Genomic DNA, 25,583 nt, shown 5'->3' with positions numbered 1-25,583 from the left:
GCGCCCGCGTCCGAGGGGCGGGCGCCGCGGCGGCGGGCGGTCAGGGCAGGTCCGCGACCAGCTCGGCGACCTCCTTGCGGCGGCCGGTGTAGAACGGGACCTCCTCGCGGACGTGCCGCCGCGTCTCCGAGCCGCGCAGGTGCCGCATCAGGTCGACGATGCGGTGCAGCTCGTCGGCCTCGAACGCCAGCATCCACTCGTAGTCGCCGAGCGCGAACGACGACACCGTGTTGGCCCGCACGTCCGGGTAGTCGCGCGCCATCCGGCCGTGCTCGGCGAGCATCGCGCGGCGCTCCTCGTCGGGCAGCAGGTACCACTCGTACGACCGGACGAACGGGTAGACGCACACGTACGCCCGCGCCTGCTCCTCGGCGAGGAACGCCGGGATGTGGCTCTTGTTGAACTCGGCCGGACGGTGCAGCGCCACCTGCGACCACACCGGCTCCGACGCCCGCCCGACGGCCGTGCGGCGGAACCGCGTGTAGACCTCCTGGAGGTCCTCGACGGTCGGCGCGTGCCACCAGAACATGTAGTCGGCGTCGGCCCGCAGCCCCGCCACGTCGTACGCGCCGCGCGTCGTCACGTCCTTCTCGGCGGCCTGGTCCAGGACGGCCTGGACCTCCGCGGCGTCGCGCTCGCCGAAGTCACCGGGGCTCTTCACGCGGAAGACCGACCACATCGTGTACCGGATCACCCGGTTCAGGTCGCGGGCCTTCGGCTTGTCCGTCTTCTCCGTCGCTGCCATGTGCGGTTCCTCCTCGGCTCTTCACACGTTCGAGATGTTCCAGGACGCGCCCCGCCGCCGCGCGCGCCGTCGCGATGCACGCGGGCACGCCCAGCCCCTCGTAGGCGGCGCCCGCGACGGCGAGGCCCGGCTGCGCCGCGACCGCCGCGCGGATCCGCGCGACCCGGTCGGCGTGGCCCACGTTGTACTGCGGCAGCCCGCCGCCCCACCGCGACACCCGCGTCTCGGCGGGCAGCTCGTCCACGCCGCACGTCAGCGCCAGCTCGTGCATCGCCGCGGCGACCAGCTCGTCGTCGGAGCGCTGGAGGGCCTGCTCGTCGCCGAACCGGCCGATCGAGCACCGCACCGCGACGAGCCCCGGATCGCGGTCGCGCAGGTGCGGCCACTTCACCGAGCTGAACGTCACGGCCTTGACCCCGCGCCCCTCGACGGCGGGCACGAGGTAGCCGCTGCCGCGCGGGAGCCTGCGGAACGCGGTGGCGGGGTAGGCGAGCGTGACGATGGCCATGCTCGCGTACTCGATCCGGGCCAGCTCGCGGGCCGCGGCGGGCGCCTCGGCGTCCAGCAGGCGGGCGGCGGGCGCGGCCGGGACGGCGACCACCACGGCGTCGGCGTCCACGGCCTCCGGGTCGCGGGCCGAGCCGACGGTGAGCCGCCAGCCGTCCGGGGTGCGGCGCAGCTCGCGGACCATCGCGCCGGTGCGGACCGTTCCGCCCGCGGCCTCCACGTCTCCGGCGACCAGGCCGGGCAGGACGCCGAGCCCGCCGCGGAAGCTGGCGAAGACCGGGCCCGGGTCCTGCGGGGCCGCCGCCCTGATGCCCTGGACGGCGCTGATCAGCGAACGGTGCGTGCGAGCCGCCGCCGCCACGGCGGGCAGGGTCGACTCGAACGACAGCAGCTCGGCGCGCCCGGCGTACACCCCGCCGAGCAGCGGCTCGACGAGCCGGTCCACGACCTCGCGGCCGAGCCGGGCGCCGACGAAGTCGGCCACCGACACGTCGGCGCCGTGCGGCGTCTCGGGCAGCACCAGGTCGAGCGGCACGCGGGCGAGGCCGGCCGGGGACAGCACCTGGGACGACGCGAGCGCGCGCAGGTCGGACGGCACGCCCATCACCTGCCCGGACGGGATCCTGCGCAGCGCCCCGTGGCTGAGGATCGCCGAGGACGTGGTGCCCGGGTTGACGAGGTCGCCCGCCCGGCCGAGGTCGCGGACCAGGTCCAGCCCCTCGGGCCGGCGGGCCAGCATCGACTCCGCGCCCTCGTCCACCGGCAGCCCGGCGACCTCGCTGACGTGCAGCTTGCCGCCGATCCTGGCGGAGCCCTCCAGCACCGTGACCCGCGCCCCGCCGCGGGCGATCAGCCGCGCGGCGGCCAGGCCCGCGATGCCGCCTCCGATGACAACGACATGCGAGGTGGTCATGCCTCCAGCCTTCCAGACGCCTCCGCCGCCCCCGCACCGGGTCACGCCCTCGCGCCCCGTTCCCCGGCCGTGCGCCCGGCCGCGCGGGGGTCCGCGACGCGCGGGGGTCCGCGACGCGCGGGGTCAGCCGCGGGCGCTCGCCTCGTGGACGAGGTCGGTCAGGCGGGCGAGCACGTCGGGGTCGGTGGACGGCAGGACGCCGTGGCCGAGGTTGAACACGTGGCCCTCGGCCGTACGGCCCCGGTCCAGCACGTCGCGGGCGCGGCGCTCCACGACCTCCCACGGCGCGAACAGGACGGCCGGGTCGAGGTTGCCCTGGAGGGCCTTGCCGGGCTCGACCCGGCGGACGGCCTCGTCCAGCGGCACCCGCCAGTCGACGCCGACGACGTCGGCCCCGGCCTCGCCCATCAGGCCGAGCAGCTCGCCCGTCCCGACGCCGAAGTGGATGCGCGGCACGCCGAGCGGCGCGATCGCCTCGAAGATCCGCCGGGTGTGCGGGAGCACCGACGCACGGTAGTCCTGCGGGGCGACCGCGCCGACCCACGAGTCGAAGAGCTGGACGGCGCTCGCCCCGGCCGCGATCTGCACCTCCAGGTACGCGATCGTGATGTCGGTGAGCCGTTCCATCAGCGCGTCCCACAGCTCGGGATCGCCGTACATCATGGCCTTGGTGCGGTCCTGGTTCTTGGACGGCCCGCCCTCGATGAGGTAGGAGGCCAGCGTGAACGGCGCGCCCGCGAACCCGATGAGCGGCGTCGCGCCGAGCTCCCCCGTCAGCGCGCGGGCCGCCTCGGTGACGTACGGCACGTCGTCCGGGGTGAGCGGGCGCAGCACGCCGAGCCCGGCCCGGTCGCGGACCGGGTCGGCGATCACCGGGCCGACGCCGGGCTTGATGTCGAGGTCCACGCCGATCGCCTTCAGCGGCACCACGATGTCGCTGAAGAAGATCGCGGCGTCCACCCCGTAGCGGCGCACCGGCTGCATCGTGATCTCGACGATCATGTCCGGGCGGGCGCACGCCTCCATCATCGGCACGCCCTCGCGCAGCTTCAGGTACTCCGGCAGCGAGCGCCCCGCCTGCCGCATGTACCAGACGGGCGTGTGCGGCACCGGCTTGCGGCGGCACGCCAGCAGGAACGGGCTCGCCTCCAGCCCGGGACCCCCCGTGCGGGCCTCGCCCGGCCCGCCATCCTCTGAACCAACAGCGTCTACAGCCACGTGGTGATGGTCCCACGAACGGCCCGGCGGGACGCACCGGGTCGCGAGACCCGCCGGCGATCCGTACCCTGCGGGCGCGGCGGCGGCGCGGCGGCGGGGCGCGAGGGACGGGTGGGCAGGGCGTGGCGGCGGGAGGACCGGCGTACGAAGTTCCGGACACGCCGAGCGAAGTCCCGCATTCTGTCACCCGCGCATGCGAACGTGATGCGTGTCATAGCCGAGGGAGGTTCCCCCTTGTACTGCTCCACCTGCGGTGATGAACGACTCTTCGAGCAGCCGCCCTGCCCCGACGGGCACGGCGCGGAGTGCCCCGAACGGGCCTGCGTCGAGTGCGGCACCGCCGTTCTGGTCGGCCTCCCGCCGGCGGCCCTCGGATCCGGATCCGAGGACGCCGAGGAGGCCGCGAGCACCGCGGAGCACCCGTCCGGTCCCGACACCTCCCCCGAGAACCCGGCCCGCCCGCCACCGGCCGGACCTCATCCGAGCGGGCCGTGGCCTGACCGGCCCCGCCCCCGAGACGAAACCTGTGCCGTGCCTGTTTCACCGCCCTTGCCCCCCGTCGCCGCGCCCGGCTCCGTACCCGGCGCCGCACCGGTGGTCCCGCCCGTCCCTCCGAGCCCGCAGGTCCCTTCGAGCCCATCGGTCCCGGCCGCCACGTCGACCCCGTCCCCATCCGCCAGCCGACCGGCCGGGAAGCCCATGAACCCACCCGCGTTCCAACGGGCCCTCGACACGCTCCGCGCGATCCTCGACGGGCCGGGCCTGCGGCCCGAGCTCGACCTGGAGGACATGCCGGCCCCGCAGCGCCTCGCGCCGTACGCGGCGGCCATGTCGGGCAGCGTCTACCGCGACGGCGACGGCGACGAGGCCGAGATCGCGATGGGCCGCCTCATCGTGCTGTACGACCCCGAGGGCCGCAGCGGCTGGACCAACGGGTTCCGCGTCGTCGCCTACATCCGCGCCGACCTGGAGCCCGAGATCGCGGCCGACGAGCTGATCGGCTCGGTCGCGTGGGACTGGCTGCTGGAGGCGCTCGAGCCCGCCGGATACGCGGGCGTCTCGGGCACCGTCACCCGCGCGGTGTCCGAGAGCTTCGGCGACAAGAGCGACGAGCCGTCCACCACCGAGCTGGAGCTGCGCGCGTCGTGGTCGCCGACCGGGGAGGACCTCGCCGGTCACGTGGCCGCGTGGTGCGAGGTGATGTGCACCACCGCGGGCCTGCCCCCCACCGGCGTCGCCACCCTGCCTGACCGCCCCGGCGGCGCAGGCGCCTGAGCGACGTACGGTAGGGGACGTGGGTAGCAGAACGTCCGAAACCGAGGCGGCCGGGGAGAACACGGTAACCGTGGGAGTGTCCGATACGCGTGCCACCGGCCCCGGCAAGGGGGCGCGGGCGGAGCAGACGCCAGCGAACGACCAGCCCGGCACGGCCGCACCACCCGGCCCCGCCGAAGCGACGGGCCCCGCCAAATCCGCGCGCCCCGCCGAGCCAGCACAGGCCGACGAGCCGCCCGGCCCCGCCGAATCAGCGGGAACCGCCGACGCCGCGCGGCCCGCCGGAGCGGCGCGGGCCGACGAGGCGTCCGGGGCCGCCGAAACAGCGGGGACCGCCGACGCCTCGGGACCCCCCGAAGGAGCCGAGCCCGCCGAGACAGCGCGGACCGGGCGAACGGCGCGGGTCGCTGAAGCCGCGCGGGCCGCCGGAGCCTCGGAGGCCGGCGGAACCGCCGAAGCCGCCGAAGCCGCTGCGGTCGTTGAGGCGGCTGAGGCGGTGGGGGCCGTTGAGGCGGTGCGGCCTGTCGCGGTGCCGTTGCTGGAGCCGCGCGAGGGCGTTCCCGCGGTCGTCGCCGATCAGGACGGGCTGGAACGTGTCATCGCCGCGTTCGCGGCGGGCAGCGGGCCGGTCGCGGTCGACGCCGAGCGGGCGTCGGGCTACCGCTACGGCCAGCGCGCCTACCTGATCCAGCTCCGCCGCGAGGGGGCGGGCACCGCGCTGATCGACCCGGTCGGCTGCCCCGACCTGTCCGGGCTCGACGCGGCGCTCGCCGACGCCGAGATGGTGCTGCACGCCGCCAACCAGGACCTGCCCTGCCTGGCGGAGGTGGGGCTCGTCCCGCGGCGGCTGTTCGACACCGAGCTGGCCGGGCGGCTGCTCGGCTACCCGCGGGTGGGCCTCGGCTCGATGGTCGAGAACGTGCTCGGATTCGTCCTGGAGAAGGGCCACTCGGCCGCCGACTGGTCCACGCGCCCGCTGCCCGAGGACTGGCTGCGCTACGCCGCGCTCGACGTCGAGCTGCTGGTCGAGCTGCGCGACGCCCTCCACGAGGAGCTGGAGACGGCGGGCAAGCTCGGCTGGGCGCTGGAGGAGTTCGCGGCGATCCTGTCCACGCCGCCGAAGCCGCCGCGCGCCGACCCCTGGCGCCGCACGTCCGGCATCCACCGCGTCCGCAACCGGCGCGCGCTCGCGATCGTCCGCGAGGTCTGGGAGGCCCGCGACAAGATCGCCCGCGAACGGGACCTGTCGCCGGGCCGGGTGCTCCAGGACGCGGCGATCGTCGAGCTGGCCCTCAGCCCGCCGAAGACCCCCGCCGACCTCCAGGCGCTGCCGACCATGCGGGGCCGCGGCGCCCGGCGGCACCAGTCCGCGTGGCTGCGCGCCGTCTCCCGCGCCCGCGCCCTGCCCGAGCGCGGCCTGCCCGAGGCCAACCTGCCGGGCGACGGTCCGCCGCCCGCGCACCGCTGGGCCGAACGCGACCCGGAGGCGGCCAAGCGCCTCACCGCCGCCCGCGCGGTCGTCGCCGCGCTCGCCGACGAGCACACGATGCCGTCGGAGAACCTCGTCCAGCCCGACTCCGTACGCCGCCTCGCCTGGACGCCGCCCGAGGAGCCGTCCGCCGCCACGATCGGCGCCGCCCTGCGGGCCCTCGGCGCCCGCGGCTGGCAGGTCGAGCTGGTGGCCCTGCCGCTGGCCAAGGCGTTCCTCCGGCTCGAATGCAAGGACGACGACTGACGGGTCGCCGGGGCCGCGAGTGGCGTTTGCCACCCCGGCCCGCTGAGGGCTTGCCGGGGCCGCGCGACGAGCACAAACTGGTTTAGGTTAGCTTTACCTAAACCATGGGTGCCAGCGGCCCGCGCACCGGCGCGGTCCGGACCGAGGAGCGTGGCGATGCTACTGGGCAACTTCCTCATCGGCCTGCGCGAGGGGCTGGAGGCGGCGCTGGTCGTCAGCATCCTCATCGCCTACCTGGTGAAGTCCGGCCACCGCCGGGCGCTCACCCCGGTGTGGGCGGGCATCGGCCTCGCCGTCGTCCTCGCCGTCGGGTTCGGGATCGCGCTCAGCGCCGCGTCGTCGGAGATGCAGTTCAAGACGCAGGAGCTGTTCGGCGGCGTCCTGTCGATCATCGCGGTCGGCCTGGTCACCTGGATGGTCTTCTGGATGCGCAGGACCGCCCGGTTCATGAAGGCCGAGCTGGAGGGCAAGCTGGAGGGCGCGGTCGGCGTCGGGCCGGTCGCCCTCGCCACCGTCGCGTTCCTCGCGGTCGGGCGGGAGGGCCTGGAGACCGCGCTGTTCCTGTGGACGAACATCAGCAACTCGTCGGGGGGCTCCACCCAGCCGATCGTTGGAGCGTTCCTCGGCCTGGCCGTCGCCGTCGTGCTCGGCTACCTGCTGTACCGGGGCGGGCTGAAGCTCAACCTCAAGCGCTTCTTCACCTGGACGGGCGCGGCGCTCATCGTGGTCGCCGCCGGGGTGTTCGGCTACGGCTTCCACGACCTCCAGGAGGCCGAGGTCTTCCCCGGCCTGAACGCGATCGCGCTGGAGCCGCACGAGTTCTTCGCCCGGTTCGGCAGGACGGGCGACTGGCTCCAGACCCTGTTCCAGGGCGTGCTGAACGTGACGCCGCAGATCACCTGGCTCCAGCTCGTCATGTGGGCCGCGTACCTGGTCCCGGTGATGGCGCTGTTCCTGCGCCCCGCCACGCCGTCCCGCCCGAAGCCGATCAAGACCCCCGAGACGGCCCCGTCCTCCTGACCCGTCCCGCCGCCCGCTCCGAAGGCGTACGGGTCAGAGGTCGGGGAGGGGGTCGCGGGGGAGGCTGTCGCGGTCGAAGATCTCCGCGTCGGCGGCGTTGACGACGGCGGCGTACTCGTCGTCCACCTCGAACGCCGCCCCGGCGAACTCGAACGACGCCCCCGAGCCCGTCTCGACCGGGCCGATCCGCGTCCCGCGCGGGTAGCTGCCCCAGATGCTCTTGGGCGTGGCGCGGCCGATCGCCCCGGTCGAGATGACGGCGATCTGCTCATCGGTGACGACGAACACGAATCCGGCGCCGCCCCCGTACGTCATCGCCGGAAAGATGTAGCGGATCTCCCCGTCGATTCCGAGGAACTCGCGGCAGCGGTCGCGGAGCGGGCGTGGCACCGGCATGACGGTGGGGCACCTCCACCAGGTCGGGACGTCGTCGGCCGCCCCAATCATGCACCGATCCGTCAGACGGTGGCCAGAGCCGCGGTCGGCGCCAGCCGGGCCGCCCGCATCGCCGGGTACAGGCCCGCGGCGGCGCCGATCGCGAGCGTCGCGGCGACCGCCCCGGCCAGCGCCCACGGCGGGACGACCGGCGGCCAGCCCCTGGCGAGCGCGAACACGACCGTGACCGCCGAGCCGAGCAGCGCCCCGGCCCCGCCGCCGAACGCCGACAGCAGCAGCGACTCGGCGAGGAACTGCACGCGGACCTGGCCCCGCGTCGCGCCGAGCGACCGCCGCAGCCCGATCTCGCGGCGCCGCTCCAGCACCGAGATCACCATCGTGTTGGCCACACCGACGCCGCCGACCAGCAGCGCGACCGCGCCGAGCCCGAGCAGCAGCCCCGTGAACGCGCCCGCCGCCGCGGCCTTGGCCTCCAGCGCGTCCGAGGGGCGGCCGACCTCGACCTCCTCGGGGTTCTCCGGGTTGACCGTACGGGCGAGGACGGCCCGCACGTCCTCCACGGCCGCGTCCTCGGACCGTTCGTACACGGTGGTCGGATGCCCGTCGAACCCGAGGTGGCGGCGCGCCGCGTCCCAGCCGACCAGGGCCGAACGGTCGACCTCGGGCGCCAGTTCGGCCCGTTCGAGCACGCCGACGACCGTGAACCACCGGCCGCCGATCCACACCCGCCCGCCGGACCGGTCGAACCCGAGCCGCCGCGCCGCCTCCGCCCCGAGCACCACCCCGGGATAACGGCCCGTCGCCGCGTTCAGCCAGGCGCCCGACCGCACGCGCACGCCGAGCGTCCGGAGCAGCGGTTCGGAGGCGGCCTGCACGGCGATGCCGCCGGTGACCTCCTCCGCGATCCGGTCGGTGCGCCGCACCGTCGCGTCCGTCGCCCCGGTCGCGCCGACGCCGGTCACCGGGCCGATCCGCGCGACCATGTCCGGCGCCGACTCGGGCAGCTCCGCCTTCTCCCCGAACAGCGTGTCGCCCGGCGACACGGTCAGCAGGTTGGTGCCGAGCCGGTCGATCCGGCGCAGCAGCTCCTCCTTGCTTGACGAGGAGATCCCGATGACCGCGACCATCGTCGCGATGCCGATCGCGATCCCGAGCGCGGACAGCACCACGCGCGCCGGCCGCGCCCGCAGCCCCCCGAACCCGACCCGCGCCACGTCCCGTCCGCCCAGCCGGGCGGGCGCGAGCCCCGCCGCGCTCACCGCGCACCCGCCAGGTCGTCGGCGACGATCAGCCCGTCCCGGACCCGTACCCGCCTCGGCGCCCATGCCGCGACCTCCTGGTCATGGGTGATGACCGCGACCGTCGTCCCCGTTCCCCGCAGGCCGCCGAGCAGTTCCATCACCCCGGCGCCGGCCGCGCTGTCGAGGTTGCCGGTCGGCTCGTCGGCGAGCACCAGATCGGGCTCCCCCACCACGGCCCGCGCGACCGCGACCCGCTGCCGCTCGCCGCCCGACAGCTCGTTCGGCCGGTGCCCGGCCCGTCCGCCGAGGCCGACGCGTTCCAGCGCCTCCCGCGCCCGCGCCCGCCGCTCCCCCAGCGGAACGCCCGCGTAGAGCAGCCCGTCGGCCACGTTGTCGAGCGCCGTCACACCGTCGGCCAAATGGAACTGCTGGAAAACGAACCCGATGTGCTGGGCCCGCAACGCCGACAGCTCCCGGTCGCTCAGCGCGGCGACCTCGTGCCCCGCGATCCACACGCCGCCCTCGGTGGGCCGGTCGAGCGTCCCGACCATGTGCAGCAGCGTGGACTTCCCCGACCCGGACGGCCCGACGATCGCGACGAGCTCGCCCCGTTCGACGACGAGATCGACGCCCCGCAGCGCGACGACCCCGCCTGGATACTCCTTGGTCACGCCCTTCAGCTCGATGATGTTCACGTCGCGGGCACCCCGACCTTCATGCCCTCCCGGACGTTCCCCGCGATCTCGACGCGTCCCCCGCCGAACGCCCCGGTGGTGACGGGCACGATCTTCCGCACGTCCCCCTCCACGACCTCGACGCCGAACCCGCCCTCCTTGAGCGCCAGCAGCGCCTCGACGGGCACCGACAGGACGCCCACGCGGCGTTCGCTCTCCAGTTCCACCGTCACGGGCGCCTGGTCCAGCGTGGTCCGCACGCCCTTTCCGAGCGTGACCTCGACGTCCACGGTGGTCTTCGCGTCCTGCCCGGTCCCGGACTTCTCAGCGACCGTTCCGACATCCGACACGTGCCCCGGAACGACCTTTCCTCCGGGCAGTTCCACCTTGGTTTTCCCGCCCTTCCTGGCGAGCTCCTGCTTCTCGGCCTCCAGATCCACATGCACGACACGCCTCGTACCGGAAACGGTCATCACGATCTGCCCGCTCCCAGTCCTCGCCCCTTCCGGCGCCTTAACGTCCTTCACCCTCACAGCACCAGGCAGGAACACAACGGCTTCGACCCCGACTTCCCCCGTCTCGTCCAGGCCCCGATCGTCCTGCCATTCCTTCACGGCCTCGCTCGTCCCGGACGTGAACTCCCCATCGACCGTCATTCCGCCGTAACCGAGCGCGGCCAGATTCCGTTCAAGCTGCTCGACATCGGCCCCCTCCACCCCCTCGGAAAGCCGCCGGTACATGGGCACGTCCCCGTACATCAACGTCACCGGCTCCCCGTTGACACGCAGCAGCGTCCTCCCCCGCCGAAGAACAGCACCCCCTTTCGGCGCCGCCGTGACCGTCCCGGACGCGCCCGTCCGCACCTGCCGTTCATCCTCGTACGTCAGAGTCCCGTCGACCTTCTCGCTGTCAACGAGATCTCCCCGCACAATGGGCACGGCCTTGACGGCCTCCACCCGAGCCGCCGCGTTCTTCCCTTTCCCGCCGAAGAGAACAGCGGTCCCACCCCCGGTCGCGATGACCAGCACCACCCCGGCCGCCATCGCCCGCTTCACCGCCCCTCCCCCGGCACGAACCGCTTGCACTTCTCCCGCGCCTTCATCGCCTTGTCCCGTCCACCCGCCTCGACCTCGGGAAGGCGAAGCCGCCCGTCAGGCCCGGGATCGGGCATGTTCACCCCGTTCTCCCGCATGCACTGGGCGAGCTTGGTGTACTGGTCGCGCATCTTGGGATCCTTCAGATCCGGCATCTTCCCGCCGGCCTGCAAATACCCCTGGCACTTCTCCATGGCGGCCTCAAGCTTCTTCCGATCCGTCCCCTCCTTCCCGAGCCGCATCGTCTTGGGATCGGCCCCACTCCCCGGATCGGGCACGTTGATCCCGTTCTCCCGCATGCACTGCGCGAACTTCAACTGCGCATCCTCAGCACTAAGCGAAGCCGAAGGCGAACCCTGAGCGGTCTTAGCGGCGCCACCCCCCGCACTAGCGACCCCACTCCCTCCCCCGCCGCCGCACCCACCGAGCCCCACCACCGCGACCCCCAAGGCCACCCAACCCCGAACCCCCATGACACCCCTCCTCTCCGCCAGGACCCACGCCCCAGCGCAGAGCCATAACACCCACCCCCGGTTAAACCCGCATTAGCCGCGCTCACTCTGACTGGTTCTGACCAAGCCGCGGGACGTCGCCGGAAGATCCTCTCACCAGCAGAAACGCCCAGAGGGATCGCGGTGAGTCAGAGCGGATCGAGCCCCGTTGGCTCCCCACTCTGGCTCCCGTGGCTCCCGGACAGAGAGGAGGCGCTCATGTCCCTACAGATCAACGACGACACGATCACCGCTATCGCGAACGGCAAAAGTGATCGCCACCGGCACCCGCACCGACTGCGGATGGCACATCACCACATGGCCGCGCCCACTCGACCGCAACGCGGCAATCACGGCCCTGATGCTCGCCGAACGCGCCCATCACCAATGGCAAGGAGGACCCGTGCGTAATCGTGTGGCCGCACGCCTCGCCCCCTTCACGTTGAACGGTCTCGTTTGGTCCCGCGTCCATGGTGACCCTGGACGCGAGCCGCCGAAAGCAACCCGCACCACCGTTGGCGAAGTGGAGCCCCGCCGTGGGCATTGTGGCGACGGTAGGCGCCAACGTGGCGCACGGCACGTGCCACGGTGCCATAGGCGCGGTAGTCAGCGCATGGCCGGCGCTCGCTCTCGTGAAGAGCTTCGAACTCCTGATGACCCTCACTCGCCGTGCCGCACGGGGTGACCTCGTCCGGGACGAGGAACGCGCCGCGCCGGAACGTGCTCGCACCGAAGTAGAGCAGACGCCGGAGCAGGCAGTGTTGGACGAGTACAAGGCGAGCTTGCGGGACCCTGGCCGTCCGGCCTCCCAGCACTACCTCGCCGAGAAGCACGGCATCGACCGCCGCAAGGTGAAGCGGCTCATTGCCAACGTGGAGCAACCCGCCTCAGGGTGAATCATGGGAGCCCCGGTCACACCCCAACTCGCGGGCTGTGACCGGGACTCCTACGTGCCGCCAGCGCCCCCTTGCCCCCGGACGGCTGGGCAGAGGTTGTGAAGCTCAGAGGCATATTCGAATGTGCGTTCTTAGCGTGCACCTCGGAGGCTTGTGCAGTGCCATGCATGGCGCGGCCCTCCATCTGCCCCCTAGGCGTGAGGCTGAGTTGCACTTAAGTGGGAACGATGACTACCCCAGCATCTTCAGGCGAGAACCCTATGGGCCATCTAGTAAATTCACTGGCCTTCGCTCCTTGAAGATCGGCTCCTTGAAGTATCGCGTCCGACAGATTGGCACCTTGGAGATTAGCTCCCCCAAATAGCATCCCGTGAAGTTTGCCGATTTCATGCGCGCGTTCGCAAAGTCGGCATCTTGCAGGATCGCATCCATAAAATTGGCATTGTAGAAATTTCCACTCTTGCAGTTTGCGCTATGGAACCAAGCTCCAGAGAAGTCTGTGTTATTGGCAATGATCCGTCCCATATTGGCCGAACCGAAGTCGGTATAAGAAAAGTTGGCCCCAGCAATAAAGGCCCCTTCGAGGTTGGCCGAATTTAGATTAACGGCCGATAGCGTCAAGTCGTAGATGTCCACTTTTCGCAAGTCGGCACCGGACAGGTCGATCACACGAATGTCTCGCTCCCGATAGAGGTTAAGATCGCTAGACTCTCCGCGGGCAAGAACGGTAATTGCCGCCTGTCGCTCGGGGAAGTACTCTCTCAAACTGTGAGCATCTGCCAAGTCCTTAGCGCTGTCCATAGATGAATAACATATGAATGCGGCCAATATTTCGGCGATGCTTCTACGGTCGACGGCCGACTCTCTTGCAACGCGCTCGAGGCCATAAATCCCTCCGAGGGTTGTTTCGGTGGTGCGGTCGGGTCGCCCCATTTGCTCGACAGCTCGAATGAATTGATCTGTAGTGTGAGTAGCCCGAGATGCCTGAACTTGCCTGGCGGTAAAGTAGGCGCCCAGTATTACCGCGGCCCCCGCCACTCCTTGCAGAAGCGTGCTTCGTGTTTCGTTTTGCAGCTTGATTCTGTCGTTTTCGATCTGAATCCTTTCCTCGCCAATCACCTTTTCTCTCTTGAATTCCACATCTGAGATAGAAGGATATAGGATCATAGGTGCGTAAAGAATGAATAGCACAAGAAATGCGAGCAGAGATCCGACAAATATCAGAGTCCTCCAAGAAATGCCGAGCCAACTTCCCGGAATCGACCGTTTAGTCGCTGCACGATAAGCGCTAATTCGTTGCATCAGTCGCTGGTTGGGCATCCAAGTAGGATAGCTGCATTCGGGAACAAGCATGGCTGATCGTCGTCATCAGCAGCACGAGCCGGACGTTTCCGGACTTGGTGGGGGATGGGGGGCCTCGGAGGGCTGGTGCAGCGGACGGGCGGCAGCTACCTGCCCGCAATGGCCCGTCGCGAGGCCCTGATGCTTTCGCAGCTGCCGACCGGCGTCGGCCTGATCCTGTCACCGGCGCCCAAGCAGAGGCGTCAGAGTCTGACGCGCCGGGCGCGTGCGGCCCGGTTCTCGAGGCGCCTTGATGATGCACGGAAACTCTGCACAGACTGCCGAGCGCTAGAACACGGGACGCTGCCCTATGTCATCGGGGAGGCTCCAGACCAGACCCGCTCGAAGCTCTCCAGATACGTAATCGCCATGGTGGGGTGGGGTGGGGTCGGTGGGGGTGGGGTGTTCGTAATTGAGGATCAGGTCGTCGTCTGGGGCTTGGAGGGCGATCATCAGGTCGGCGTTGGTTCGGCGTTCTTCCTCGGTGTCGTTCGGCATGGGGGGCGCAGGCGCGAGTAAAGGGGGAAGCGGTTCATGTCGATGATGGTCGCAACGGCCTTGCCGAACTCCTGGGCCGTTGTGATCGCGCCGCGGTAGGAGAGGTAGGCCAGGCCGTACGGGATCATGGCGTTGAGGAGCCAGAGGCCGTCGCGCCACAGGCAGAGGACCGAGGCCGCGCACGCGATCAGGGACGTGGCGCTTCTTTTCGCAAATACGGCAGTAGCCGCGGCCGTTGGCTTTCAGTTCGACCTTGGCTTCCTTGCATTCCGGGCACCAGACGATCCTCTTGTTGTGACCGAAGCCCGGCGAGCTCCGCGGGCCGATGGACGTCGAGAGGCGCGTCGTCCACATCAGCACGGCGAGCGTCCTGGTCGCCCGGCCCCGCGGCGGCCGGAACGGATTGGCCATGGCGGACCTCCGGTGGAGTGATGGTATGGCTCGCCTGGCTCCGAAGTCGACAGTTGTGCCGCATGGGCCCGGCGGCGCCCTGGGATGATCTGAGCCATGTCGACGCCGGAGCAGACCAGTCGCGCGCGTTGGCCGTTGTGGATGTGGCCGCCGGTCGTCATCGGGCTGGTGGCCGCGGCCGGTCAGTTCTTCGGCCCCCTCGCGGCGCTCGTCGTGGCGACGCAGACTCTGGGCACGCTAGGAATCGCGGCGGGTTACAACCTGCTGGAGCGTCCGAAGTGGCCGCTGGTGGCGCTGGTGGTGTTCGCGCTGGCGACGGTGACCATCACCGTCGGGCTGCTGCGCGTGGAACGGCGCGGTCTTCCGCCGATCTTCATGTCCAAGGCGCAAGCGGGAAAGCCTGCCGATCTGCGAGGTCGCCGGGTCACGCAGAAGGACGTGCGTGCACTGGAGTTTCGCGGCGCGCGCCTGAGCGGTGCCGATCTCAACGGCCTTGACCTGCGCGGTAAGAGTTTCAACGGTGCGGAAGCGGTCGGTGTGAACTTCAGCCGTACGAGGTTGGACGGGGTGGAACTGCGGGAGCCGATGTGCGGGGAGCGGACTTCAGCCGCGCGTGCCTGGCGGCGGCCGATCTGGAGGGCGCCGATCTGCATGGGGCCAGGCTGGACGACGCCGTGCTCGCTCAGGCCCATCTGCCCGAGGACGCGAAGAAGTACACCGTCGGCTGGCCGCGGAAGAAGGTCGGGTCGGCCTGTACCTGAGCGGGCGGCGGTACGGAACGGGCCGGAGGACGCCCCTATGCGTTCCATGCTGCCGGGACACGATTGCGTGATTCCCCGGACGGATGGAAGTGCGTGGCCGCATCGTCCGACCGGAGGCCGCTGGCGTGACTCTTAAAGTGCGAAGCCTGTTTTAGCTGCGCAAAGGAGGCGGAGGGTTAGGGTGGGGGGATGGCGGTGCTTAGTTTGGGGTTTGAGCGGTTGTGGCGGGAGAACTCTGTTGCCGCGGCTCGGCAGCAGGGGGCGTTGCGGGGGGTGCTGCCGAATAGCGATTGGGCCGTGGATTTCAGTCGGCGGACGTATAAGACCGGCGGGGTCGTTCTACAGATCTCGTTGCTGGGGAGTTATGCGCTCAAGGAGCGGACCTGGTTGTGGGGGTGGGGGAATCCCAGTTTCGGGCTCGACCATGTGGCCGTGATCCCGACGCTGCGGCTGCGGCGGATCGGGGAGGCCATGGGGGTGCCGGAGCTGGAGGCCATGGAGGAGTTCGCCCTGTACGAGGAGGGTGAGGATGCCGGTGAGCAGGGGCGGCGGGTGGCGCTGGTGGCTAGTGCGCTGCTGCGGCAGGGCGGTGTTATCGAGGCCGCGTACGATCGGGGCGTCGCCTATCTGAGTGTCGATGATCTTATGGTGCCGCGGACGTGGCCGGAGGAGGCCGGGCCGCGGGAGGGGATGCCGCGGGCCGAGACCGCGGTGGCGGAACTGCCGGAATGGAGTCCGCATTCCGCGATTCCCGTCACCAACGTCGAGATTCCCGGGTACGAGATCGCCGCGCTTCTGGGGAGCGGCGGGCATGCGATGGTCTTTCACGGTACGGATGTGCGGCTCGGGCGCGAGGTCGCGATAAAGATCATCAATCGGAAGGTGGAGGGGGAACGGGATCGGCGGCGGTTCGACCGGGAGGTGAACGCGACCGTCCGGCTGTCGGAGCATCCCAACGTGGTGACGCTGTACGGGGCGGGGACGTTGGATGATGGGCGGCCTTTCCTGGTGACGGAGTTCTGCCCCGGCGGGTCGCTGGACGACCGGCTGCGGCGGGCGGGACGCTTCCGCCGGCGGAGGTCCGCAACATCGGAATGCAGGTCGCCGACGCGGTGGCGGACGCGCACCGGCTGGGGGTCATCCACCGCGACATCAAGCCGGCCAATCTGCTGTTCACGCGGTTCCGGCGGGTGGCGCTGGCCGATTTCGGGATCGCGGTGCTGCCGGGCGTGGACCTGTCGGTGACTCATTCGATGACGTTGCTGTACGCCGCGCCCGAGGTCTTGCGGGGCGGTGTGGGCGAGCAGGTCTGCGATGTTTACTCGCTGGGCGTCACGCTGTACGAGCTGCTCGCCGGGCGGACGCCCCACGATCCGGGCCACAACCTGCCGATCAGGGCGCTGATCGACGAGTTGCTCCGGCTCCAGGAAGGGCCCGTTCCGGATATCCCGGGGGTCCATCCTTCGTTCATGGCGGTCATCCGGACGGCTCTGCACACCGATCCGGGACGGCGTTACCAGCATGCCGGGCAGATGCAGGACGCCCTCGCGCGTGTGATCGTCTGACGGCGGAACCCGGGTGGGCGGCGGTGCGTCGGAGAAACGGGTTGGGAGGCGCGATGAGCCTTTCCGTGGGCATCTTCGATATCTTCACGTACGCGATTCCCGGGTCGCTCTATCTGATGCTGGGCGGCTATGTCGCGGAACGGCTCGGCTGGTTTCACGTGGCCGCGCTGGGCGACGTGCCGGTCGTTCTGCTGATCGGCGGGATCGTCGTGGCCAGTTACGTGCTGGGGCAGCTCACCTATGTCGTGGGGACGGGCGTCGACCGGTTCGTTCCCTTCTGGCATCGGCGGTGGTCGGACGCGCGCAAGGAGTTCCTGGCGCGCACGCCGTCGGCGCGGGGGCGCCGTTACGTCGGCGCGTCCGGTTCGGTGCTGACGACGGCGGTCGAGGCGTACGACCGGGAGGCGGCGCAGGAGATTCACCGGCTCCGCGCGGTGGGGCTGATGGTGCGCAACTGCTGCTTCCCGCTGGCGGCGGGGCGGTGACGGCGGCCGTCGAGGCGTTCGCGGGGCATCGCGTGGGCGCGGCAGTGGTGTGCGCGGCCCTGCTGGCCGGTGCGGCGGTGTCGACGCTCCAGCAGAACGGCAGGCTCCGCCATTGGGCCGCGTTGAAGACGCTGGAGTTCTGCTACTGGATTCCCGGGATCGACGAGGCGCTGGGGGCACGGCGGGACGGCATGTTGACGTCGTTGATAAACCGGGACCGTCGAATACGTAGATGAGTCGCATTACATAGCGGACGGTCAGCGCCATAATCCGTTCGGTGCGCAACCGAGACGACGACCTGCGGCTCACCGAGGCGCTGCGCGAGCAGCGGCCCGGCGCGGTCGGGCACGTCTACAACGTGTACGGGCCCGAGCTGTTCGAGTACGCCCGCGGGATGCTCGGGGAGCGGGAGCCCGCGGTCGAGGCCGTACGGGCGGCGCTGCTGAAGACGCGGGTCGATCCGGACGCGGTGCCCGGGGCGGACGGGCTGGAGGAGTGGCTGCGCGGGCTCGTCCGGGACGAGTGCGGGGGCGCGGCGCGAAGGCGTCCCGGCGGTGGCCTCGGCTGGTGGTGGCGGGGGTCGCGGCCACGGCGCTGACGTTGACGGCGGGGCTGCTGCTGATGCCGGACGATCCGCGCGGGCCCAAGCGGAACGCTCCCGTGGACGCCGCGATGGCGCCGCCCGTGCCGTCCAGCCCCTCGCCGTCCCGAGCAGGACGAAGAAGGCGGAGAAGAAGAAGCCGGAGAAGACCCGGAAGGCGAAGCCGAAGAAGAAGGAGAGGGCGCGGCCGAAGCCGCCGTCCAAGCCCAGCGGCCGGGGGCGGCTCGCGATCGGGACGGCGGCTGCCGGGGCATCGGCGTCGCGGGGCTCCCCCGCACCTGCCGGGTGATCCTGACCGCGCGGGGCGGGCCGGTGCGCTGGTCGGTGGCGTCGGTGTCGTCGCGGGCCGGGTGGGTCAGCGCCGGGGGCGGCGGGACGCTGGCGAGCGGGAGGTCGGCCGCGGTGACCGTGACCGTGCGGCCGACGATCGGGTGCTACATCCGGGGCGGCGGTGGCGGCTCGATCTCGTTCGCCCCGGGCGGCACGGCCCGCGTGTCCTACACCTGCTGGCGCCGCTGACGTCGGTTTATCCGGGTTTAACGCCCCTTCGGCGATGCTCGGTCCGAGCGGGAGGGGGCGCGCGTGCGCGTACTGATCGTCGAGGACGAGCGGGTGCTCGCCGACACCATCGCGGAGGGGCTGCGGGAGGAGGCGATGGCCGTCGACGTGGCGTACGACGGCGACGCCGCCCTGGAGCTGACCTCCTACAACGAGTACGACGTGGTCGTGCTGGACCGGGACCTGCCCACCGTGCACGGGGACGAGGTGTGCCGCGTCCTCGTCGCGCGGCGGCACCGGGGCCGGATCCTGATGCTGACCGCGTCCGGGGAGGTGGAGGAGCGGGTGGACGGGCTCGCGCTCGGGGCCGACGACTACCTGCCGAAGCCGTTCGTGTTCGGCGAGCTGGTCGCGCGGGTGCGGGCGCTGTCGCGCCGGTCGGGCGCGCCGGTGCCGCCGGTCCTGGAGTGCGCGGGGATCCGGCTCGACCCGTACCGGCGGCGGGTGGAACGGGACGGCCGGGAGGTGCGGCTGACGAACAAGGAGTTCACCGTGCTGGAGGAGCTGCTGCGCGCCGAGGGCGGGGTGGTGAGCGCCGAGCGGCTGCTCGAACGGGCCTGGGACGAGAACATCGACCCGTTCAGCAACATCGTGCGGGTCACGATGGCGACGCTGCGCCGCAAGCTGGGCGGGCCGCCGGTGATCGAGACCGTCACCGGCTCGGGATACCGGCTGTGACGGGCGGGTGGCGCGGCGCCCTGCGGGGGCGTCTGCGGCTGAGCGTGCGGGCCCGGCTGACGCTGGTGTACGGGTCGCTCTCGCTGGTGATCGCCGCCGCGCTCGTGGCGTTCACCTACGTGGTGACGGCGCGGGCGATGGAGCAGCGGTTCACCGGCCGCGCCCCCGCCACGGCGGTGGACCTCGCCAAGCTGAAGAGCGGGGACGGCGTCCAGCGGCTCCAGGGCATGGCGGACCTGCGGTCGGCCGTGCAGCGCGAGCTGGACCGGCAGAAGCAGGACGTCCTCCAGCAGCTCCTCCAGAGCTCCCTGCTGATCTTCCTGGTCCTCGGCCTGGTGGCGGTGGGCATCGGGTACGTGGCGGCGGGACGGCTCCTGCGGCCCCTGCACACCGTCACCGAGACCGCGCGCCGCCTGTCGGAGAGCACGCTGCACGAGCGGATCGCGCTCGCCGGGCCGCAGGACGAGATCAAGGACCTGGCCGACACGTTCGACCGGATGCTGGACCGGCTGCACCGGGCGTTCGACGCGCAGCGCCGGTTCGTGGCGAACGCCTCGCACGAGCTGCGCACGCCGCTGACGATCAACCGGACGGTGCTGGAGGTGGCGATCGCGAGCGCCAGGAACCCGCCGGAGACCAAGGCGCTCGCGGACGTGCTGCTCGGCAACACCGCCCGGCACGAGCGGCTGATCGAGGGGCTGCTGACGCTGGCCCGTTCGGAGCGGGAGCTGCGGACGCGCACCGGGGCGGCGCTCCAGGACGTGGTGGCGAGCGCCCTCGACCAGGTGGACGGCCCAGGCGATGTGGAGGTGGAGGCGCGGCTGGCTCCGGCGGCCGTGGAGGGCGATCCGGTGCTGCTGGAGCGCTGCGCGGTGAACCTGCTGGAGAACGCGCTGAAGTACAACGTTCCGGGCGGCCGGGTGTGGGTGCGGACGGCGGCGCGGGACGGCGCGGCGGTGCTGCTGGTCGCCAACACCGGGCGGCCGGTCCCGCCGTACGAGGTGGGCGCGATCTACGAGCCGTTCCGGCGGCTGCGGCCCGACCGGGTCGGGTCGGCGGACGGCGCGGGCCTCGGCCTGTCGATCGTCCAGGCGGTGGTGGGCGCGCACAACGGGACGATCGAGACGGTGCCGAGGGCGGACGGCGGGCTGGCGATCACGGTACGGCTGCCGCTGCGCCCCTGACCCGCGTCAGCCCGCCCGCGGGGTCGCCTCCCTCGGCGGCCAGGGCCGGGCGTCGGGCGCCGGGTGCGGCCAGGGGACGCGGCCCTCGGGCTGCGGGCGCTGGGGGCGGGCGGCGTCGGCCAGCCAGCGGTGGACGACCTTGCCGGTCGCGTTGCGGGGCAGTTCGGCGAGGAAGTGCACGTCGCGGGGGACGGCGTAGCGGGCGACCTGGGCGTGCACGTACGCGCGGACCTCGTCGGGGCGGAGCCGCGCGCCGGGCCGCAGCACCAGGTACGCGGCGAGGCGCTGGCCCCACGCGTCGTCCGGTACGCCGACGACGGCGGCCTCGGCGACCTGCGGGAGCCGCAGCAGCGCGTCCTCGACGTCGCGCGGGACGACGTTCTCGCCGCCCGACACCACCATGCCGTCGCGGCGGCCGTCCACGAACAGCAGGCCGCGGTGGTCGATGTGGCCGAGGTCGCCGGTCGCGAGCAGGCCGTCGCGGACCTCCACCGGCTCGCCGCCGGTGTAGCCCTCGAACAGCAGCTCGTTCGCCGCGTGGATCTCGCCGATGGTGGACCGGCCGAGCGGGCGGCCCCGGGCGTCGAGGATGGCGAGGGCGGTGTTGCGGGGCGGGCGTCCGGCGGTGCGCGGATCGGTGCGCAGGTCGCGGGGCGTGGCGATCGACACCCAGGACGCCTCGGTGGTGCCGTACACGTTGTAGAGCCGGTCGCCGAACGCGTCCATGAAGCGGGTCGCGAGGTCGCCGGGCAGGGCGGTGCCGCTGAGCGCGACGAAGCGCAGCGAGGACGCGTCGTGCCGGCGCCGGACCCGTTCGGGCAGGTCGAGGATCCGCTGGACCATGACGGGGACGGCGAACACGACGGCGTCGCGGTGCCCGGCGACGGTGGCGAGCGCGCGCTCGGGGTCGAAGCGGCGGTGCAGCACGACGGGCGCGCGCAGGGCCCAGGCCATCTGGAGCGCCGCGTACCCCAGGTGTGGAACAGCGGAGCCTCGATGATCATCGTCTGCCGGGCGCGCAGCGGGATCCGGGAGGTCATCGACGCGAGCGGCCACAGGCCGGGGCGCGGCGGGCGGCGGGCGCCCTTCGGCCGTCCCGTGGTGCCGGAGCTGAGCATGATCGTACGGCTCTGGACCTGCGGCGGGCCGATCTCGTCCGCCGGAGCCGCCGCCGCGATCGCGTCCAGGGTGGGGCCGCCGCCGGGGGGCGCGCGGTCGGCCCACACGACCACGCGGCGCAGCGCGATCGGGGCCGCCGCGAGGACGGGCGCGAACTCGGCGTCGGCGACCAGCAGGTCGGTGCGCATCTCGCCGAGGACGGCGCGGAGCTGCCCGGCGCCGAGCCCGGTGTTGAGCAGGACGACCTCGGCGCCGCGCTTGCTGCACGCGAGGAGCGTCTCGACCATGCCGCGGTGGTTGCGGCAGAGCACGCCGACGCGGGGGCGCGGGCCGGGCAGGGGCAGGCCGCGCGCGAGGCGGGTGCCGCGCTCGTCTAGCTCGGCGAACGTGAGCGGGCCGAGCTCGTCGACCAGCGCGACGCGGCCGGGGCCGCGCGCGGCGGCGGCGACGACCAGCCCGGCGAGCGTGGTGCCCCAGTGCCGCAGCAGGGCGATCTGGCGGGGCGCGCGGTGCGGGGAGCCGGAGAACAGCAGGCCGGTGCGCAGCAGCAGGCCGGCGAGATCGCGGACGTGCCCGGCCCGCCTGCGCAGCCCGGGGCGGTAGGCGGGTCTCGCGTGCACCACCGCGCCTCCTCCGGTGATTTCCGGACACGTTACCCACGGGTCACCTAGCGGACAAGGGCACCGGGGCCCTGACCCGCCGTCAGCGGCGCGTCAGTGGTTACTGACGAGTAGCATTGTTGGTTACCAACCAGTAGCATCCGATCCGTCCAGAGCACCGCCCCGTTCAGAGCACCGCTCCGTCAGACCACCGCTCCGTTCATCCACCCCTCAAGGAGGGACGACCCGTGCCTCGCACCGCACGCGACGTCGTGTTCGTCGACGGCGTCCGCACGCCGTTCGGCAAGGCGGGCCCGAAGGGCCTGTACGCGGAGACCCGCGCGGACGACCTGGTCGTCCGCGCGATCCGCGAGCTGATGCGCCGCAACCCGTCCCTGCCGCCCGAGCGGGTGGACGAGGTCGCGATCGCCGCCACCACCCAGACCGGCGACCAGGGCCTGACCATCGGCCGGTCCGCCGCCGTGCTCGCCGGGCTGCCGAAGAGCGTCCCCGGGTACGCGATCGACCGCATGTGCGCGGGCGCGATGACCGCCGTGACCACGTCCGGCGCGGGCATCTCGTTCGGCTCGTACGACGTGGTGATCGCCGGCGGCGTCGAGCACATGGGCCGCCACCCGATGGGCGAGGGCGTCGACCCGAACCCGCGGTTCCTGGCCGACCGGCTGGTCGATCCGTCCGCGCTGGTCATGGGCTCGACCGCGGAGAACCTGCACGACCGGTTCCCGCAGATCACCAAGGAGCGCGCCGACGCCTACGCGGTGCGCAGCCAGCAGCGGACCGCCGCCGCGTACGCCGCCGGGAAGGTCCAGCCCGACCTGGTGCCGACCGCGATCCGCTCCGCCGAGAAGGGCTGGGGCCTCGCGACGGCGGACGAGCCGCCGCGCCCCGGCACCACGGTGGACGACCTGGCCAAGCTGAAGACGCCGTTCCGCGTGCACGGCAACGTGACGGCGGGCAACGCCGCCGGGCTGAACGACGGCGCGACCGCCTGCCTGCTCGCCGCCGAGGACGTGGCGCGCGACCTCGGCCTCGCGCCGAGGATGCGGCTGGTGGACTTCTCGTTCGCGGGCGTCGAGCCCGAGGTGATGGGCGTCGGCCCGGTCCCGGCGACCGAGCGGCTGCTCGCCCGCAACGGGCTGACCATGGACGACATCGGCCTGATCGAGATCAACGAGGCGTTCGCCGTGCAGGTGCTCGCCTTCCTGGAGCACTTCAAGATCGCCGACGACGACGCGCGGGTGAACCCGTGGGGCGGCGCGATCGCGGTCGGCCACCCGCTCGCCTCGTCCGGCGTGCGGCTGATGAACCAGCTCTCCCGCCTGTTCGAGGAGCGCCCGGACGTCCGCTACGGACTCACCACGATGTGCGTCGGCATGGGCATGGGCGGCACCGTCCTCTGGGAGAACGTGAACTGGGAGGGCACCAAGTGAGCATCAACGACGTCTTCGCCGACGAGGTCGTGACCCACGCGCGGGTGCGCGACGTCGAGCTGCCGTACGGGGCGGGCACGCTCGCCCTGATCACGCTCGACAACGGCTTCGACCACACCAGGCCCAACACGTTCGGCCCGAACGGGCTGACCGAGCTGAACGCCGCGATCGACACCGTGGCGCACCGCGACGACATCGCGGCCGTCGGCGTCACCGGCAAGCCGTTCATCTTCGCGGTCGGCGCCGACCTCAAGGGCGTGCCGCTGATCCGGAGCCGCGAGGACGCGGCGGCGATCGGCCGGCTCGGGCACGAGGTGTTCCGGCGGCTCGGCGAGCTCGGCGTCCCCTCGTTCGCCTACTACAACGGCGCGGCGATGGGCGGCGGCGTCGAGATCGGGCTGCACTGCACGTACCGGACGATCTCGTCGGGCGTCCCGGCGGTCGCGCTGCCCGAGGCGTTCCTCGGCCTCGTGCCCGGCTGGGGCGGCACGTACCTGCTGCCGAACCTCGTCGGCGCCGAGAAGGCCCTCAAGGTCGTCATCGACAACCCGCTCGCCCAGAACCGGATGCTGAAGGGCCGGCAGGCGTACGACCTCGGCATCGCCGACGCGGTCTTCGACCCGGCCGACTTCCTTGAGGAGTCGCTCGCCTGGACCGCCCGCGTCCTGAACGGCGAGATCGCCGTCCGCCGGCCCGAGGTCGACAAGGGCAAGGCGTGGGACGACGCGGTCGCGCTCGCCCGCTGGAACCTGGACGGCAAGCTGCACGGCGCCGCCCCCTCCTACGTCCGCGCGCTCGACCTCGTCGCCGCCGCGAAGGACCGCACCCGCGACGAGGGCTTCGCCGCGGAGGACGAGGCGCTGGCCGACCTCATCATGAGCGACGAGCTGCGGGCCGGGCTGTACGCGTTCGACCTCACGCAGAAGCGCGCGAAGAAGCCCGCCGGGGCGCCGGACAAGGCGCTCGCCCGCCCGGTCACCAAGGTCGGCGTCGTCGGCGCGGGCCTGATGGCCTCGCAGCTCGCGCTGCTGTTCGCGCGCCGCCTGGAGGTCCCGGTCGTCCTCACCGACCTGGACCGCGAGCGCCTGGACAAGGGCGTCGGGTACGCGCACGGCGAGATCGACAAGCTGCTCGGCAAGGGCCGGGTCTCGGCCGACAAGGCGAACCGGCTCAAGTCGCTGATCACCGGGTCGCTGACCAAGGACGCGTTCGCCGACGCGGACTTCGTGATCGAGGCCGTGTTCGAGGAGATGTCGGTCAAGCGGACGGTGTTCGCGGAGGTCGAGGAGTACGTCTCCGCCGACTGCGTGCTCGCGACCAACACCTCGTCCCTGTCGGTCACCGAGATGGCCGCGGAGCTGAGGCACCCCGAACGGGTCGTCGGCTTCCACTTCTTCAACCCGGTCGCCGTGCTGCCGCTGCTGGAGATCGTCCGGGGCGAGCGCACCGGCGACGCGGCGCTCGCGACGGCGTTCGCGACGGGCCGGCAGCTCAAGAAGTCGTGCGTGCTGGTGAAGGACGCCCCGGCGTTCGTGGTGAACCGCGTCCTGCTGCGGCTGCTCGCCGAGATCGTCCAGGCGGTGGACGAGGGCACCCCGATCGAGACGGCCGAGCGCGCCGCCGCGCCGCTCGGGCTGCCGATGCCGCCGTTCGTGCTGATGGGGCTGGTCGGCCCCGCGATCGCGCTGCACGTGAACCAGACGCTGCACGCCGCGTTCCCCGACCGCTTCCCGCTCTCGGACAACCTGGCCAAGCTGGTCGCGGCGGGCAAGCCCGGCGTCTACCTGCCCGACTTCACCCTCGACCCGGAGGTCGTGGAGATCTTCTCCGGCGGGACGAGCCCGTCCACCGAGGAGCAGGTCCTGGAGCGCGCCCTGGCGGCCCTCGCGGACGAGATCCGCGTGATGCTGGACGAGGGCGTCGTGGCCGCCGCGCAGGACATCGACCTGTGCATGATCCTCGGCGCGGGCTGGCCGTTCCACCTGGGCGGCATCACCCCGTACCTGGACCGCGCGGGCGTGAGCGAGAAGGCGGCCGGCGGCCGGTTCCTCGCCCCGGGCGTCGCCTCCCTCGGCTGACGCCCCGGGCCGGCGTGCCGGGCCGGCGCCGGCGATTCGGGACTCAAGG

At 72.0% G+C, this 25,583-nt stretch carries 24 protein-coding genes and 4 pseudogenes; 15 read left to right on the top strand and 13 right to left on the bottom strand.

Translation table 11 applies throughout. From position 1 onward, the window contains the following. Positions 1-40: 40 nt before the first annotated feature. From hemQ to hemE, 3 genes are all read right to left on the bottom strand, one after another. Positions 41-745 carry a hydrogen peroxide-dependent heme synthase gene (hemQ, locus tag GEV43_RS29555; protein WP_160823481.1) on the bottom strand — a complete coding sequence of 235 codons (705 nt, stop codon included), beginning with the start codon at positions 743-745 and terminating at the stop codon, positions 41-43. After that, on the bottom strand, positions 645-2,165 hold the full coding sequence (hemG, locus tag GEV43_RS29550) for a protoporphyrinogen oxidase (protein WP_160823480.1): 1,521 nt from the start codon (positions 2,163-2,165) through the stop codon (positions 645-647). Before hemG ends, hemQ begins: the two co-directional genes overlap by 101 nt. Before the next feature lie 123 nt (positions 2,166-2,288). Further along, positions 2,289-3,317 carry a uroporphyrinogen decarboxylase gene (hemE, locus tag GEV43_RS29545; protein WP_175250871.1) on the bottom strand — a complete coding sequence of 343 codons (1,029 nt, stop codon included), beginning with the start codon at positions 3,315-3,317 and terminating at the stop codon, positions 2,289-2,291. Positions 3,318-4,082: 765 nt separating this feature from the next. Between hemE and GEV43_RS29540 the strand changes: the two genes are divergently transcribed. From GEV43_RS29540 to efeU, 3 genes are all read left to right on the top strand, one after another. Next, entirely contained in the window at positions 4,083-4,658 is a 576-nt protein-coding gene (locus GEV43_RS29540; protein WP_160823478.1) for a DUF3000 domain-containing protein, read from the top strand. A gap of 496 nt (positions 4,659-5,154) precedes the next feature. Further along, entirely contained in the window at positions 5,155-6,393 is a 1,239-nt protein-coding gene (locus tag GEV43_RS29535; protein ID WP_309240051.1) for a ribonuclease D, read from the top strand. A gap of 156 nt (positions 6,394-6,549) precedes the next feature. Continuing rightward, complete coding sequence (efeU, locus tag GEV43_RS29530) at positions 6,550-7,413, top strand: iron uptake transporter permease EfeU (RefSeq protein ID WP_160824859.1); 864 nt, start codon at positions 6,550-6,552, stop codon at positions 7,411-7,413. 33 nt (positions 7,414-7,446) lie between these two features. On the opposite strand, the gene GEV43_RS29525 is transcribed toward efeU, so the two are convergent. From GEV43_RS29525 to GEV43_RS29505, 5 genes are all read right to left on the bottom strand, one after another. Further along, positions 7,447-7,809 (bottom strand): hypothetical protein, encoded by a 363-nt coding sequence (locus GEV43_RS29525; protein WP_160823477.1) that lies wholly within the window; start codon positions 7,807-7,809, stop codon positions 7,447-7,449. Between the two features lie 62 nt (positions 7,810-7,871). Next, a complete protein-coding gene (locus GEV43_RS29520; RefSeq protein ID WP_309239899.1) occupies positions 7,872-9,068 on the bottom strand; it encodes an ABC transporter permease in 1,197 nt (398 codons plus the stop codon). Further along, positions 9,065-9,745 (bottom strand): ABC transporter ATP-binding protein, encoded by a 681-nt coding sequence (locus tag GEV43_RS29515; RefSeq protein WP_160823475.1) that lies wholly within the window; start codon positions 9,743-9,745, stop codon positions 9,065-9,067. The genes GEV43_RS29520 and GEV43_RS29515 overlap by 4 nt, the downstream gene beginning before the upstream one ends. Then, positions 9,742-10,779 (bottom strand): peptidoglycan-binding protein, encoded by a 1,038-nt coding sequence (locus GEV43_RS29510; RefSeq protein ID WP_309239898.1) that lies wholly within the window; start codon positions 10,777-10,779, stop codon positions 9,742-9,744. The genes GEV43_RS29515 and GEV43_RS29510 overlap by 4 nt, the downstream gene beginning before the upstream one ends. Beyond that, positions 10,776-11,135, bottom strand: a complete 360-nt coding sequence (locus GEV43_RS29505; RefSeq protein WP_160823474.1) for a hypothetical protein — start codon at positions 11,133-11,135, stop codon at positions 10,776-10,778. Before GEV43_RS29505 ends, GEV43_RS29510 begins: the two co-directional genes overlap by 4 nt. A gap of 710 nt (positions 11,136-11,845) precedes the next feature. Here GEV43_RS29505 and GEV43_RS29500 point away from each other — a divergent pair. Next, positions 11,846-12,205: a hypothetical protein gene (locus GEV43_RS29500; protein ID WP_160823473.1), complete on the top strand. Its 360-nt coding sequence runs from the start codon at positions 11,846-11,848 to the stop codon at positions 12,203-12,205. Positions 12,206-12,419: 214 nt separating this feature from the next. Here the strand turns inward: GEV43_RS29500 and GEV43_RS56400 are convergent, their stop codons facing one another. From GEV43_RS56400 to GEV43_RS29490, 3 genes and pseudogenes are all read right to left on the bottom strand, one after another. Further along, positions 12,420-12,572: a pentapeptide repeat-containing protein gene (locus GEV43_RS56400; RefSeq protein WP_375539063.1), complete on the bottom strand. Its 153-nt coding sequence runs from the start codon at positions 12,570-12,572 to the stop codon at positions 12,420-12,422. A 2-nt stretch (positions 12,573-12,574) separates the two neighbouring features. Then, positions 12,575-13,006, bottom strand: a pseudogene (locus GEV43_RS56395) (pentapeptide repeat-containing protein); the annotation flags it as partial. A 992-nt stretch (positions 13,007-13,998) separates the two neighbouring features. Next, positions 13,999-14,172, bottom strand: coding sequence for a hypothetical protein (locus tag GEV43_RS29490; RefSeq protein WP_160823471.1), 174 nt, complete (start codon positions 14,170-14,172; stop codon positions 13,999-14,001). Between the two features lie 379 nt (positions 14,173-14,551). Between GEV43_RS29490 and GEV43_RS56390 the strand changes: the two are divergent. From GEV43_RS56390 to GEV43_RS29445, 9 genes and pseudogenes are all read left to right on the top strand, one after another. Next, a pseudogene (locus GEV43_RS56390) lies at positions 14,552-15,013 on the top strand (pentapeptide repeat-containing protein); the annotation flags it as partial. Between the two features lie 29 nt (positions 15,014-15,042). Next, a complete protein-coding gene (locus GEV43_RS56385) occupies positions 15,043-15,216 on the top strand; it encodes a pentapeptide repeat-containing protein (RefSeq protein WP_160823470.1) in 174 nt (57 codons plus the stop codon). A gap of 189 nt (positions 15,217-15,405) precedes the next feature. Next, positions 15,406-16,781 (top strand): annotated as a pseudogene (locus GEV43_RS56380) (serine/threonine-protein kinase). Between the two features lie 53 nt (positions 16,782-16,834). Then, positions 16,835-17,266: a hypothetical protein gene (locus GEV43_RS29470; RefSeq protein ID WP_160823467.1), complete on the top strand. Its 432-nt coding sequence runs from the start codon at positions 16,835-16,837 to the stop codon at positions 17,264-17,266. Continuing rightward, on the top strand, positions 17,263-17,502 hold the full coding sequence (locus tag GEV43_RS29465; RefSeq protein ID WP_160823466.1) for a hypothetical protein: 240 nt from the start codon (positions 17,263-17,265) through the stop codon (positions 17,500-17,502). The genes GEV43_RS29470 and GEV43_RS29465 overlap by 4 nt, the downstream gene beginning before the upstream one ends. Positions 17,503-17,543: 41 nt before the next feature. Further along, positions 17,544-17,864 carry a hypothetical protein gene (locus tag GEV43_RS29460; protein WP_160823465.1) on the top strand — a complete coding sequence of 107 codons (321 nt, stop codon included), beginning with the start codon at positions 17,544-17,546 and terminating at the stop codon, positions 17,862-17,864. Positions 17,865-18,152: 288 nt separating this feature from the next. After that, entirely contained in the window at positions 18,153-18,386 is a 234-nt protein-coding gene (locus GEV43_RS29455; protein WP_160823464.1) for a hypothetical protein, read from the top strand. Positions 18,387-18,449: 63 nt separating this feature from the next. Further along, entirely contained in the window at positions 18,450-19,103 is a 654-nt protein-coding gene (locus tag GEV43_RS29450) for a response regulator transcription factor (RefSeq protein ID WP_160823463.1), read from the top strand. Next, on the top strand, positions 19,100-20,287 hold the full coding sequence (locus tag GEV43_RS29445; RefSeq protein ID WP_309239897.1) for a HAMP domain-containing sensor histidine kinase: 1,188 nt from the start codon (positions 19,100-19,102) through the stop codon (positions 20,285-20,287). The genes GEV43_RS29450 and GEV43_RS29445 overlap by 4 nt, the downstream gene beginning before the upstream one ends. Positions 20,288-20,293: 6 nt before the next feature. Here GEV43_RS29445 and GEV43_RS53335 read toward each other — a convergent pair whose 3' ends face one another. Next, on the bottom strand, positions 20,294-21,241 hold the full coding sequence (locus tag GEV43_RS53335; RefSeq protein ID WP_254715874.1) for an AMP-binding protein: 948 nt from the start codon (positions 21,239-21,241) through the stop codon (positions 20,294-20,296). Positions 21,242-21,312: 71 nt separating this feature from the next. Further along, positions 21,313-22,026, bottom strand: a pseudogene (locus GEV43_RS53330) (AMP-binding protein); the annotation flags it as partial. A 227-nt stretch (positions 22,027-22,253) separates the two neighbouring features. On the opposite strand from GEV43_RS53330, the gene GEV43_RS29435 reads away from it, so the two are divergent. Both GEV43_RS29435 and GEV43_RS29430 read left to right on the top strand, forming a co-directional pair. Continuing rightward, on the top strand, positions 22,254-23,456 hold the full coding sequence (locus GEV43_RS29435) for an acetyl-CoA C-acyltransferase (RefSeq protein WP_160823462.1): 1,203 nt from the start codon (positions 22,254-22,256) through the stop codon (positions 23,454-23,456). Continuing rightward, positions 23,453-25,534 carry a 3-hydroxyacyl-CoA dehydrogenase NAD-binding domain-containing protein gene (locus GEV43_RS29430; RefSeq protein ID WP_309239896.1) on the top strand — a complete coding sequence of 694 codons (2,082 nt, stop codon included), beginning with the start codon at positions 23,453-23,455 and terminating at the stop codon, positions 25,532-25,534. The genes GEV43_RS29435 and GEV43_RS29430 overlap by 4 nt, the downstream gene beginning before the upstream one ends. Positions 25,535-25,583 lie beyond the last annotated feature (49 nt).

The organism is Actinomadura sp. J1-007, assembly GCF_009793335.1.
GTDB classification, from domain to species: Bacteria; Actinomycetota; Actinomycetes; order Streptosporangiales; family Streptosporangiaceae; genus Spirillospora; species Spirillospora yumaensis.
This window is presented reverse-complemented; position numbering and strand designations above follow the sequence as displayed.